The 13184-nt window shown below is 58.7% G+C and carries 11 protein-coding genes; 5 read left to right on the top strand and 6 right to left on the bottom strand.

Annotation, left to right across the window (positions count from 1 at the left end):
* Positions 1-19: 19 nt before the first annotated feature.
* The 5 genes from rbfA (at position 20) to AB7M23_RS02855 (ending at position 4556) form a co-directional block, all read left to right on the top strand.
* Positions 20-421: a 30S ribosome-binding factor RbfA gene (gene rbfA, locus AB7M23_RS02875; RefSeq protein WP_065758268.1), complete on the top strand. Its 402-nt coding sequence runs from the start codon at positions 20-22 to the stop codon at positions 419-421.
* 3 nt (positions 422-424) lie between these two features.
* Complete coding sequence (gene truB / locus AB7M23_RS02870; protein ID WP_065758269.1) at positions 425-1342, top strand: tRNA pseudouridine(55) synthase TruB; 918 nt, start codon at positions 425-427, stop codon at positions 1340-1342.
* Between the two features lie 152 nt (positions 1343-1494).
* A complete protein-coding gene (gene rpsO, locus AB7M23_RS02865; protein WP_065758270.1) occupies positions 1495-1764 on the top strand; it encodes a 30S ribosomal protein S15 in 270 nt (89 codons plus the stop codon).
* Between the two features lie 250 nt (positions 1765-2014).
* A complete protein-coding gene (gene pnp, locus AB7M23_RS02860) occupies positions 2015-4120 on the top strand; it encodes a polyribonucleotide nucleotidyltransferase (protein ID WP_065758271.1) in 2106 nt (701 codons plus the stop codon).
* Positions 4121-4223: 103 nt separating this feature from the next.
* Positions 4224-4556 (top strand): BON domain-containing protein, encoded by a 333-nt coding sequence (locus AB7M23_RS02855; protein WP_065758272.1) that lies wholly within the window; start codon positions 4224-4226, stop codon positions 4554-4556.
* 51 nt (positions 4557-4607) lie between these two features.
* Here the strand turns inward: AB7M23_RS02855 and AB7M23_RS02850 are convergent, their stop codons facing one another.
* The 6 genes from AB7M23_RS02850 to panD all read right to left on the bottom strand — a co-directional run bounded on the left by AB7M23_RS02850 (position 4608) and on the right by panD (position 13161).
* The gene (locus tag AB7M23_RS02850) at positions 4608-7541 is read right to left on the bottom strand and encodes a DUF748 domain-containing protein (RefSeq protein WP_454240177.1); all 2934 of its coding nucleotides are present in this window, start codon (positions 7539-7541) and stop codon (positions 4608-4610) included.
* A 102-nt stretch (positions 7542-7643) separates the two neighbouring features.
* Positions 7644-8660, bottom strand: a complete 1017-nt coding sequence (locus tag AB7M23_RS02845) for a class I SAM-dependent rRNA methyltransferase (RefSeq protein ID WP_065758274.1) — start codon at positions 8658-8660, stop codon at positions 7644-7646.
* Positions 8661-8729: 69 nt separating this feature from the next.
* Positions 8730-9908 (bottom strand): acetyl-CoA C-acetyltransferase, encoded by a 1179-nt coding sequence (locus AB7M23_RS02840; protein WP_065758275.1) that lies wholly within the window; start codon positions 9906-9908, stop codon positions 8730-8732.
* 142 nt (positions 9909-10050) lie between these two features.
* A complete protein-coding gene (locus AB7M23_RS02835) occupies positions 10051-10920 on the bottom strand; it encodes an oxygenase MpaB family protein (protein ID WP_454240176.1) in 870 nt (289 codons plus the stop codon).
* A gap of 77 nt (positions 10921-10997) precedes the next feature.
* Positions 10998-12662, bottom strand: coding sequence for a glucose-6-phosphate isomerase (gene pgi / locus AB7M23_RS02830; protein WP_065758277.1), 1665 nt, complete (start codon positions 12660-12662; stop codon positions 10998-11000).
* Between the two features lie 118 nt (positions 12663-12780).
* Complete coding sequence (gene panD / locus AB7M23_RS02825) at positions 12781-13161, bottom strand: aspartate 1-decarboxylase (RefSeq protein ID WP_099775821.1); 381 nt, start codon at positions 13159-13161, stop codon at positions 12781-12783.
* Positions 13162-13184: the final 23 nt, after the last annotated feature.

The raw sequence follows: 13184 nt of genomic DNA, 5'->3' as shown, positions 1-13184 counted from the left end.
TCAGTTACAGGTAGCAAACATGGCAAAAGAATATAGCCGTACCCAACGTATTGGCGATCAGATGCAGCGTGAGCTTGCTCAACTGATCCGTCGTGAAGTCAAGGATCCGCGTGTTGGTCTGGTGACCATCACTGCCGTCGATGTCAGTCGTGATGTTGGCCATGCCAAGGTGTTCATCACCGTGATGGGGCAGGATGGTGCAGAAAACATCGCGCAGAGCTTGAAAGTTCTGAACTCCGCCGCAGGTTTCCTGCGCATGCAACTCGGTCGTGAAATGAAGTTGCGCAGTGTGCCGCAACTGCACTTCCACTATGACGAAAGCGTCTCCCGTGGCGCCCACCTGTCGGCGTTGATCGAGCGTGCCGTAGCAGAAGACAGCCAGCATCAGGATGGCGGTACTTCCCTGGACACCAAGGAGTAAGCGGTGGCTCAGGTCAAGCGTATCCGTCGTAACGTCAGTGGCATCATCCTGCTCGACAAGCCGCTGGGGTTTACCTCCAACGCCGCTTTGCAGAAGGTGCGCTGGCTGCTCAATGCTGAAAAGGCAGGCCATACGGGGAGCCTCGACCCACTGGCCAGTGGCGTATTGCCGCTGTGCTTCGGTGAGGCGACGAAGTTTTCCCAGTACTTGCTCGATTCTGACAAGGGTTACGAAACGGTCATGCAATTGGGTATGACCACCAGCACTGCCGATGCTGAAGGTGAAGTGCTGCAGACTCGCGAAGTGACCGTTGGTCGCGCCGATATCGAAGCTGTTTTGCCACAATTTCGTGGTCAAATCAGTCAGATACCGCCGATGTACTCTGCGCTCAAGCGTGACGGGCAGCCGCTGTACAAGCTGGCACGCGCAGGTGAAGTAGTGGAGCGTGAAGCACGTTCTGTTACTATTGATCGCCTGGAACTGCTTGAGTGTGAAGGTAGCCGCGCTCGTCTTTCGGTGGGCTGCAGTAAAGGTACGTACATCCGTACCCTGGTCGAGGACATCGGCGAGCAGTTGGGCTGTGGCGCCTATGTTGCAGAACTGCGCCGCACGCATGCCGGGCCATTCAGCCTGGCACAGACTGTGACCCTCGAAGAACTCGAGCAGGTTCACGCAGAAGGCGGTAATGAAGCGGTTGATCGCTTTCTGTTACCGTCCGATAGCGGTCTGCAAGATTGGCCTCTGCTCAAGTTTTCCGAGCACAGTGCCTTCTACTGGCTGCATGGTCAGCCGGTAAGGGCCCCGGACGCGCCGAAATTCGGCATGGTCCGCGTACAGGATCACAACGGTCGCTTCATCGGTATTGGTGAAGTGAGCGAAGACGGGCGAATTGCGCCGCGTCGACTGATTCGGTCTGAATGATCGAAACCAACGGTATCAGGCTTCGGCGTGATACCTGCGGGACAGAGGATGGCTGTTAATAGGCACGGTTATTCCTCACTTTTATGAATACAGGGATTCGTCCCTGGCCTATTGGAAACCGGTTTCGGTTTCCCTTGATTTGGAGAAGCCAGATGGCACTCAGCGTTGAAGAAAAAGCTCAAATCGTCGGCGAATACCAGCAAGCAGCCGGTGACACCGGTTCGCCAGAAGTGCAAGTTGCACTGCTGACCGCCAACATCAACAAGCTGCAAGGCCACTTCAAGGCCAACGGCAAAGACCACCACTCCCGTCGTGGTCTGATCCGTATGGTAAACCAGCGTCGTAAGCTGCTGGACTACCTGAAGGGTAAAGACGCCACTCGTTACAGCGCCCTGATCGGTCGTCTGGGTCTGCGTCGCTAATAGCGTCCTGGCCAGTGGTGTGCTCGGCGTGTTGCATTCTTCAGCCACGGTACGTTGTACCTGGGTTGATGAACACGCCGCGCGTATCTATGAGGTTGGCTGTCTGTTCTGCCTGAGCGGTTTCCGCGCAGTCAGGGCAGGCTCCCAACCTCTAGTTTTATCTGGACGGTCAATGGGGCCGATTCCCCGTTCTGCCCAAGAATTCGCAAGAACAAGTTCCCCTAGAGCCACTGAAAAAAGGTAGGAAACCGTGAACCCGGTAATCAAGAAATTCCAATTCGGTCAATCGACCGTTACCCTCGAGACGGGCCGTATTGCTCGTCAAGCCTCCGGCGCCGTATTGGTCACCGTCGACAACGATGTCACCGTACTGGTGACCGTGGTCGGTGCCAAACAGGCTGATCCAGGCAAGGGCTTTTTCCCTCTGTCCGTTCACTATCAGGAAAAGACCTACGCCGCCGGCAAGATCCCTGGTGGTTTCTTCAAGCGTGAAGGCCGTCCTTCCGAGAAAGAAACCCTGACTTCGCGTTTGATCGACCGTCCGATCCGCCCGCTGTTCCCAGAAGGTTTCATGAACGAAGTGCAGGTTGTCTGCACCGTCGTTTCCACCAGCAAGAAGACCGATCCGGACATCGCTGCGATGATCGGTACTTCGGCTGCCCTGGCTATCTCCGGTATTCCGTTTGATGGCCCGATCGGCGCTGCCCGTGTTGCTTACCACGAAAGCACCGGCTACCTGCTGAACCCAACTTACGAGCAACTGGCTGCCTCGAGCCTGGACATGGTCGTTGCCGGTACTTCCGACGCAGTATTGATGGTTGAATCGGAAGCCAAAGAGCTGACCGAAGACCAGATGCTGGGCGCTGTGCTGTTCGCTCATGACGAGTTCCAGGCTGTTATCCAGGCCGTCAAAGAGCTCGCTGCCGAAGCTGCCAAGCCTACCTGGGACTGGAAAGCACCGGTTGCCAACACCGAACTGCTGAACGCAATCCGCGCCGAGTTCGGCGAAGCCGTTTCCCAGGCTTACACCATCACCGTCAAGGCCGATCGCTACGCTCGCCTGGGCGAACTGCGTGACCAGGTTGTCGCCAAGTTCTCCGGTGAAGAAGGTCAGCCTAGCGCTGGTGAAGTCAAAGAAATCTTTGGCGAAATCGAATACCGCACCGTTCGCGAAAACATCGTCAATGGCAAGCCACGTATCGACGGTCGCGACACCAAGACCGTACGTCCGCTGAACATCGAAGTCGGTGTACTGTCGAAGACTCACGGTTCGGCATTGTTCACCCGTGGCGAGACCCAGGCTCTGGTTGTTGCAACACTGGGTACTGCCCGTGACGCACAGTTGCTGGACACCCTTGAAGGCGAGAAAAAAGACCCCTTCATGCTGCACTACAACTTCCCTCCGTTCTCGGTAGGTGAGTGTGGTCGTATGGGTGGTGCAGGTCGTCGTGAAATCGGTCACGGCCGTCTGGCTCGCCGTTCGGTTCAGGCCATGCTGCCAGCTGCCGACGTATTCCCGTACACCATTCGTGTCGTCTCGGAAATCACCGAGTCCAATGGTTCCAGCTCCATGGCTTCGGTCTGTGGTGCATCGCTGGCACTGATGGACGCTGGTGTACCGATGAAGGCACCGGTTGCCGGTATCGCCATGGGTCTGGTTAAAGAAGGCGAGAAGTTCGCCATCCTGACCGACATCCTGGGTGACGAAGACCACCTGGGCGACATGGACTTCAAGGTAGCCGGTACCGCCAAAGGTGTTACCGCGCTGCAGATGGACATCAAGATCAACGGCATCACCGAAGAGATCATGGAAATCGCTCTGGGCCAAGCCCTGGAAGCGCGCCTGAACATCCTCGGTCAGATGAACCAGGTCATTGGTCAGTCCCGTAGCGAACTGTCGGAAAATGCTCCGACCATGATCGCGATGAAGATTGATACCGACAAGATCCGTGATGTTATCGGTAAAGGCGGCGCGACCATCCGTGCTATCTGTGAAGAGACCAAGGCTTCGATCGATATCGAAGACGACGGCTCGATCAAGATCTTTGGTGAAACCAAGGATGCGGCAGAAGCGGCTCGCCAGCGCGTACTGAGCATTACTGCCGAAGCCGAGATCGGCAAGATCTACGTCGGCAAGGTTGAGCGCATCGTTGACTTCGGTGCCTTCGTCAACATCCTGCCGGGCAAGGACGGTCTGGTTCACATCTCGATGCTGAGCGATGCTCGTGTCGAGAAAGTGACCGACATCCTGAAAGAAGGTCAGGAAGTTGAAGTACTGGTACTGGACGTGGACAACCGCGGCCGTATCAAGCTGTCGATCAAAGATGTTGCAGCAGCCAAGGCTTCGGGCGTCTAAGCTCAAAGCGTTGAAGAAAGGACCCTAAGGGGTCCTTTTTTTATGGGCGGAGTTCGCCGTGTACGTGCTTGCATCCTGCATGCTTCAAAAAGGAGTGTCTTGTATGAAGAAGTTCGTTATTGCTGCCGCTACTGTTACCGCGCTGATGTTGGCCAACGTGACTTTTGCTCAAGCGCCGCTGACGGTTGCGGCGGGTGAGATGACCAAGGCAACAGAGGCTACTTCCGATACCTGGATCACCACGAAGGTCAAAGCAGACCTGATGACGGAGAAGGGGGTGCCGGGTTCGGACATCTCTGTAGAAACCAACAGCGGCGTAGTTTCCCTGTCGTCAAAGGTGCCTTTGACCCAATCCCAGAAAGACGCAGCAGTCTCGATTGCCAAAAAAATAAAGGGGGTGAAGGCGGTATCGGCTGAAGGCCTGAGAACCTATTAAGCTGAACCCCGGCCATTTAGCCGGGGTTTTAAGCAGGCGTTTGAGGAGCGCTTACTCGGAGTCCAGATGCAACTGCGAGATTACCCGGCCATCGGCTTCGGCTTGCCCCAGCGTGGCATCGACGAAGTAGACGCGCTGGTCTTCAAGCTTGCCCTGGTCGACCAGGTAGTCCTTGATGCTGCTGGCGCGCGCTTGGCCCAGTTGACGCAGCAGCAGGGGGCTTTCAGCCCACGACGTGATCACCGCGTTGCGCAGGTTGTCTGTGCGCTCTTTACGGCTCAACTGTTCCCACTGCGCGGGCGGTTGTTGTTTGAGGCGCGAGCGGTAGATCGCCTCAAGCATCGCGGGTTTCTCATCATCTGGCACCTGCAGTTGAGTGGCTTGTGCCGGGACCTTGTCGCCTCGCCGTTGCAGCATCTTGTAGTAGGTAGCCTGATACTCGCGCTCCAGACGCTGCTCGGCAATCAGCGGGCCGTCACTGCTCTGGGCGCTGGTACCTTCGATTTCCAGGCGCAATTCCGGGCGCGCCTTGAGTGCGCTGGCGAGTTTGTCCAGGGCCCCTTTGGCGTCGCTGCTCAAGTCATTTGAGCCCGGAGTAAAGGCGACGCTTCCGAGGTCTTGGGCGTCGCCGCCACTGACGAGCCCGCCAATGAACTTGAACGGTGCCTGGGCGGCTCGCATGACGAGGTTTCGTAATGTCTGCCAGACAATCGGCATCACGCTGAACTGAGGGTTGTTCAAGTCGCCGGAGATTGGCAACTCAATGGAGATTTTGCCTTCGGTGTCCTTGAGCAGTGCGACGGCAAGGCGAATTGGCAAGTCTACGGCATCAGGGCTGTCTACCTTTTCACCCAGTTGCAGTTGTTCAAGCACCAGTTTGTTCTCGGCCTTGAGTTGGCCCTTGGTGATCAGATAATGCAGGTCCAGATTCAGGCGACCCTTGCGGATGCGGTAGCCGGCAAATTTGCCCGAGTAAGGGGTCAGGGTGGTCAGCTCGACGCGTTTGAAGCTGGTGGCGATGTCCAGGCTGGCCATGGGGTCGAAGGGGTTCAGCGCGCCCTTGATGGTGACGGGCGCATAGCGGTCGACCTTACCTTTGATATCGACATTGGCAGGTTTCGGTTGCCGGTTGTCGATGGTGCCGATCCGGCCGTTGAGTTGCTGGATCGCCGTGGCGAAGTTGGGCGTCAGGCTGAAGTCGGCGAAGTTGGCCGAGCCGTCGTTGATCGCGATTTCACCAATGTGAATGCCCAGCGGCTTGGCGCTGCTGGTAGACGTATTGCGGGCTTTCTGCGGGCTTCCAGCCGGTTGTGGAATCAACAGGTCATCGACACTGGTGGTGCGGTCTTCATTGATCATAAAGCGCGCATAGGGCTGTTGCAGGTTGACCTTGGCAATCGACAGCGCATCTCCATGACGGTACTCCAGGCCATCCAGATTCAACTGCTGCCATTTGACGAAATCGCGGTTCTTGATGGTGTCCAGCGTGTGCAGCTGATTGACCTGAGCCTTGCCCGTGATACTGAAGGCCAGCGGTGCCGTGTTCTTGAGGTCGACGTCGAGATCGCTGTTGAGCATGCCGCTGCGTAGCTCAAGGCGAATGAATGGGCTGATATAGGCTTGTGCGACACGAAGGTCGATATCCCGCGTAACGACATTCAGTTTACTGCTGACAGGTGCCAGATTGACGTCACCCGAGGCCTGCAGCTTGCCTTGCTTGCCTACTCCGGTATCGAGCTTCAGGGTGAAGGGCGACTGATTGAGGCTGTCGAAGTTCTGCAGGTCCAGGTTAAGTGGGCCCACCTCCAGCGCGACCGGTTCCTTGTGGGTGCGGTCAGCCAGATGAACCTGATAGTTGCGCAACTGAACGTCACGCAGTAACACCTGCCATGGTTTGCTTGGGGTATTGGTGCCTGTCGTCTCTTTGGTGGCCGGCGTTGCGGTGGCCGGTTCAGTTTTCTCTGCAGGTTTTGCCTTGGCTGGCTGGCTGGCGAACAGCTTCTGCCAGTCGAGCTGACCATCGGCTTCAAGGGCTGCCCAGGTTTCCAGTTTCTCGCTGCGAATCTTGCCAACGGTGACCAACTGCTTGGCCAGGTCAATCGACGTTTCGCTGACCGACAGGCTGGCCAGGCGTATCAATGGCCTGCCATCGGGCGCATTGACTGCAAACGGCGCGACCTGAAGCGAGGTGTTGTCGAGCAGCAGCTCGGTTTCCTTGGACAGGTTCAGTTTGTAGTGGGTCTCAAAGCTGACACGCCCGTCTTCAAGTACCAACGGCACTATATCTCGGACATAAGGCCAGACGAGCTTCATCTTGCCGTCAGTAAACTTCAGCGTGCCTTCAGAGGCGATGGGCACCAGGCTGAACGTACCCTGCCAGTCGATCCGGCCGCCCTTGGGGCCTGCGGCGACCAGGGTCATGTCCGTGCTGTCGTCGGGCAGGGTGCTGAGGTTTTTCAGTTCCAGGTCCATCGAGTCGTAGAGAAATTCGATGGGTTCGCTGGGGCGCAGGTCTTCGAAATGCAGGTAACCGGCGTTGAGTTTGATGCTGCCAATACGCAGCGGGAAGGGCTCGCTCGCAGGCGTTTCGGCTTTTGGCTGGCTGGGCGGCAGCTTGAAGAGTTGGGTCAGATTGAGGCTGCCGTCCTTGGCAAACAGCAGTTCGGTACGTGGCTTGTCCAGTTCGACGTTCGCCAGGTGAAGCGCGCCGCTCCACAGGCTGTCGAGCTGCAGGTTGGCATACAAACGTTCAAAGCCGACCTGCTCCTTGCCCGGCTCACCGATCTGCAAGCCCCAGAGTGTCAGCTCCAGGCTGAACGGGTTGAGTTCCACGCGCTGCAGCTTGGCTGGTAGCGTGGCGTAGTTGGCTAATTGCTGGTTAGCAATTCGCAAGGCGACGCCGGGGAGAATCAGGAATCCAAGCAGGCTGTAAAGGGCCAGAGCGGCCAACAAGGCGCCGAGGGCGCGTTTCATTCCTTTGGGCATGTGCGGCGTCGTCTGTATCTAACGGAAGTGGTTGGAGTATGGCACGATAATTCGGTTCCGAAGATAGCGCCAAATCACCTCTTTCGTGCGTAAACGTCTATTTCAAAGGTGCAGAATCAAGGTCTTGAGCGGTGGTTGGTTATCCATGGACGGGAAGTCGGCAGCCGGTGTCAGAACCTGCCACTCGCGCACTGGCCGGTTGTTTTTCTCGGCGCAGCGCAGCACCTGTGCGCGCCAGTCGTCGAGGCTGACCTTGGCGAGGTTGTTACAGCAGACCAGCACACCCCCTTCGGCAGTGCTCAACAGCGCCGGCTTGAGCAGGCTTTGGTAGTCTCGCAACAGGTCGACGGTGCCAAAGGCACTCTTTGCCCAGGCAGGCGGGTCGAGAAATACCAGATCGAATTGCCGTGGTTCCAGGCGCGGGTAGGGCGGCAGTTTGTGACCGCGTCGTTGGCTGACGGGTAGCCCGGCCAACTGGCGGATCGCCGGGAAGTAGTCGGACTGTATGAACTCCATGGGCGCAAGCGTTGGGTTCAGGGCTGCGTTTTCGCGACCTACTGCCAGGTTGCCTTCGGCGAAATCCAGGTTGCAGACTTCACGGGCACCCCCTGCGGCGGCACTCAAGCCAACCCCACAGGTATAGGCAAACAGGTTCAGTACGCGCTTGCCGGCGCTGTGCTGCTTGATCCAGCCACGGGCATTGCGCAAATCGAGAAACAACAGCGGATCCTGCCCCGAGTGACGACCACGTACCCGATAGTTCAGCCCCCACTCATGGCCGACATGATCGGCCAAGGCCGCCTCGCTGGCTTGGTAGGCCGGGTCTCGACGGTCGATGCGACTGTTGCCTTGGGAGCGGTCGTTGTAGACCAGCAGCAGCTCCAGGCCAAGTGATTGCTCGACGGTAGCATGCAGGTCGAGCAGGGCATCGTGATCGAGGGTCTGGTGAAAGCTCTGTACCAGCAATTGCGGGCCATAGCGGTCTACGGTCAGGCCGGCAGCGCCTTCCTGGCTACCATGGAACAGCCGGTAGCAGTCGGTTCCTTGGGCATGGAGTTCGGCGAGAAGGCCGTTGCGAGAGTCGAGGGCGGCGCGCAGCGCCTGATTCAAGAGGGACATGCACGTAGCCTTGGTATGCGGGGCTGCAGTTTAACAGGAGAGGCCCAGGGTGAGCCTCTCCGGCGTACATCAGCGTTCGATCGTCAGGGCCACACCCTGCCCACCACCGATGCACAGCGTTGCCAGCCCTTTCCTGGCATCACGCTTGATCATTTCGTGCAACAGGGTGACCAGTATCCGGCAACCGGAAGCACCAATAGGGTGCCCCAATGCAATGGCGCCACCGTTGACATTGACCTTGGCGGCATCCCAGCCCAGCTCTTTACCGACGGACAACGCTTGGGCGGCGAAGGCTTCGTTGGCTTCGATCAGGTCCAGGTCTGACAACGACCAGCCGGCTTTTTCAAGGCAGCGTCGAGTGGCATTTACAGGGCCAATGCCCATGATTGCAGGGTCAACGCCGGCGTTTGCATAGGCGGTGATACGGGCCAGTACCGGCAGCTCCAGTTCCTGGGCTTTAGCGGCACTCATCAGCAGTACGGCGGCAGCACCATCATTGAGTGACGACGCATTGCCAGCCGTGACACTGCCATCTTTCTTGAAGGCGGGCCTGAGCTTGCTCAACGACTCAGCGGTAGTGCCCGGGCGGGGCTGCTCGTCAGTGGCGAAAGCGATCGGATCGCCTTTGCGTTGCGGGATCAGGATCGGGGTGATTTCTTCAATGAAACGACCGCTTTCAATGGCTACGCTGGCTTTCTGCTGGGAGGCCGCTGCGAAGGCGTCCTGCTCCTCGCGGCTCAGGCCGTACTTTTCGACCAGGTTTTCGGCGGTGATGCCCATGTGGTAGTCGTTGAAAGCGTCCCACAAGCCATCACTGATCATACTGTCGATCAATGAGCTGTGGCCCATGCGCAGGCCGGTGCGCGCACCAGGCATGACATAGTTGGCAAGGCTCATGTTTTCCTGTCCGCCCGCGATGACCACGTCGGCATCGCCACACCGAATCGCTTGCGCAGCCAAGTGCACGGCTTTGAGCCCAGAGCCACATACCTTGTTGAGTGTCAGGGCGGGCACGGCGTGGGGCAGCCCAGCCTTGATCGCGGCTTGGCGGGCAGGGTTCTGACCGGCACCGGCGGTCAGAACCTGGCCGAAGATGACTTCGTCTACGAGTTCGGCGTCCAGGCCGGTCTGTGTCAGCAGCTGGCTGATAACCGCAGCCCCCAGATCAACGGCTGGAATAGCGGCCAGTGCTCCTTGGTAGCTACCAATGGCGGTACGGGTGGCGGCAACGATCACAACATCTTGCATGGCACAGGTCCTTAGTCTTGTTGGATGTGGTATCGGAACGGCAAAAGCCTGCTTTGGGCTTTGTTGGTAGGCATGGTGGCACAGATGGCCAGGCGCCTGCCAATCACCAAAGTATGAGGCGTGCACGCCCGCTGGCTGACGCTCAGCTGAGTCCCATGCGTCGGTGTGCACGGTGCTTGGAGCTGTCGCGCATGGCCCAGCGTAGCACCGGGGCAACACCGGCAACCCCCAGGCGGACCAGTCGGCGCTCTAGCAGGCTCGGTGAGAATCCATGCATGGCACTGGCCCATGGCGCTAACAGGTCGATGCCTGCCCGCATCATCACGGCGCCAACGGGCTTGGCCTGCCGGCTCGGCGCAGGGGCATCAAGCAGCAGGCGAACCACTTCGCGGCTGCGTGCATCGCTCGCCAGTTGTGGGCGCATGGCGTGCAGATATTCGGCAATAGCCTGGCGCGAGCGGGGCACATTGCGTGCGCCCAGGCGTTCGGCGACCAAGGCAATTTCGTCGTAGTAGGCATCCTGGTCAGCGAGGCTCATCCGAGGATTGCGGTAACGCAGGTGTGCGGCGAGAAAACTGCTGACTTCGGCGACGTGTACCCAGGTCAGCAGGTCGGGATCGCTGGCGGCATAGGGGCGCCCATCGGCGGTGGTGCCGACGACCTGCAGATGAATGGTCCGTACTTTATCGATCAGCCACTCGGCGTCGCGGGTTGAGCCGAATGTCGTCCCGGAGATGAACTGGCTGGTACGGCGCAGACGGCCGATCATGTCTTGGCGAAAATTCGAATGGTCCCAGACCCCGGCCAGTGCCAGTGGGTGCAAGACTTGCAACAGGAGGGCGCTGATGCCACCGATCAGCATGCTCGGAAAGTCGCTATGCACGCGCCAGCAGACACTGTCTGGGCCAAACAGCCCGGGATCACCTTTGGGGTGTTCCAGGTCCAGTTGCCCCAGCGCCAGGCCGGTCATGCTAAGCAGTTGGGTCTCGATACGACGACGAAGGGCTTCCATAACGTCCTTGCGGCACTGTCGTTGCGGTGCGCTTCACTGCCCCCAGTCGCACTGGCGACCAGGGGCAGGAAGGTTGATCAGCCGCGGTGGCGGCCGCGGAAGTAGTTGATCAGGCCTTGGGTCGAGGCATCTTCAGCAGGCTCTTCGATGCCACCGGTGAGGCGCTGGTAGACGCCTTTGCCGAGCTCCTTGCCCAATTCAACACCCCACTGGTCGAAGGCGTTGATGCCCCAGATGACGCTCTGCACGAACACTTTGTGTTCATACATGGCCACCAGCGCGCCCAAACGGCGTGGGCTGATACGCTCTACAACCAAGGTGTTGCTCGGACGGTTGCCCGGGATCACCTTGTGCGGCGCCAGCTTCTGGATTTCGGTTTCGGCCAGGCCTTTCTCGCGCAGTTCTGCTTCGGCTTCAGCGCGGGTCTTACCGAGCATCAGGGCCTGGCTCTGCGACAGGCAGTTGGCGTACAGCCACTGGTGGTGGTCGGCAACCGGGTTGAAACTGACCACCGGTACGATGAAGTCCGCTGGAATCAGTTGGGTGCCTTGGTGCAGCAACTGATGGTAGGCGTGCTGACCGTTGCAACCGACGCCACCCCAGATGACGGGGCCGGTATCGTGGTTAACCGGGGTTCCGTCCTGGCGCACGCTCTTGCCGTTGGACTCCATATCCAACTGCTGCAGGTGCTTGGTGATGTTGCGCAGGTAGTGGTCGTACGGCAGGATCGCGTGGCTTTGCGCTCCCCAGAAGTTGCCGTACCAGACGCCCAGAAGTGCCAACAGCACAGGCATGTTCTGTTCGAACGGGGCGCTCTGGAAGTGCTGGTCCATGGTGTAGGCACCGGACAGCAGCTCCTTGAAGTTGGCCATGCCAATGGCCAGCGCAATAGGCAGGCCGATGGCCGACCACAGCGAATAACGGCCACCTACCCAGTCCCACATCGGGAAGATGTTCTCTTCGCGGATGCCGAAAGCGATGGCTGCTGTCTTGTTACTGGAAACGGCGATGAAGTGCCGGTGAAGTTCGACTTCCGAGCCACCCTGGGCCAAGTACCAAGCGCGTGCGGCCTGGGCGTTTTTCAGGGTTTCGAGGGTGTTGAAAGATTTTGACGAGACAATGAACAGTGTGGTCTCGGCGCGCAGGTTGGCCGACAGCTCATGAAACTCGCTGCCGTCGATATTGGCCAGGTAGTGGCAGCGCACGCCCCGCTGGGCATAAGGCAAGAGGGCTTCAGAGACCAGTTCGGGGCCAAGGAAGGACCCGCCAATGCCGATGTTCACAACGTCGGTAATCGGCTTTTCGGTATAACCACGCCACAAGCCGTCGTGAATCCGCCCAACCAGTTCGGTTACCTGGTTAAGGACCTTATGCACCTCGGGCATGATGTTGACGCCGTTGACGCTCAATTTGTCGCCTACCGGACGGCGTAGCGCGGTGTGCAGCGCTGGGCGACCTTCCGAAGCGTTGAGGATCTCGCCGGCGAACAGCGACTTTATCGCATCCTGCAGGCCCACTTCATCGGCCAGCCCTACCAGCAGGTTGCGGGTCTGGGCGTTGATCAGGTTTTTCGAGTAGTCGAGGAACAGGCCGCAACAGCTCAGAGAAAATTGGTTGAAGCGCTGTGGATCGGCGTTGAAGGCCTCGCGCATGCTGAAATTCTGCATGGCTTCGCGGTGCTGCTGGAGCGCCTGCCAAGCCGGCAGGGCGGTAACGTCATGAGGGGTGCGGTAGTACGCCATCGCTGCAGATTTTCCTTATTGCTGGAACTGCCTTGGACACTGAAAAGGTCGGTCCGTTTGCAGGCTCGTCTGAAAAGATTGCACACGAACCTGCCGTTGGCCTGGCTGAGCCGGTGGCTCAGTCCAACTGAACCGGAATGGCATGGCTGGTGTGGCTCAGCTCATTCCCTGGCGCCATGTATAGCATGCGCGGTTTGAAGTTGTGCAGTTCTGCTTCACTGTAATGGGCATAGGCGCAGATGATTACGCGGTCGCCGACTTTGGCCTTGTGTGCAGCTGCACCATTGACCGAGATCATCCGGGAGCCTTCTTCGCCGCGAATGGCGTAGGTGGTGAAGCGCTCGCCGTTGTCGACGTTGTAGATCTGGATTTGTTCGTACTCACGAATACCGGCCAGGTCCAGCCAGAGCCCGTCGATGGCGCAGGAGCCCTCGTAGTCGAGTACGGCATGGGTGACTTCTGCGCGATGCAGTTTGGCCTTGAGCATGATGGCGTGCATGGGGGGATTCCTTGGTCAGGTTC

It is taken from the genome of Pseudomonas sp. HLS-6 TE3448, from assembly GCF_053629555.1.
The sequence above is the reverse complement of the archived record's forward strand: the minus strand, read 5'-3'. Positions and strand labels throughout refer to the sequence as shown.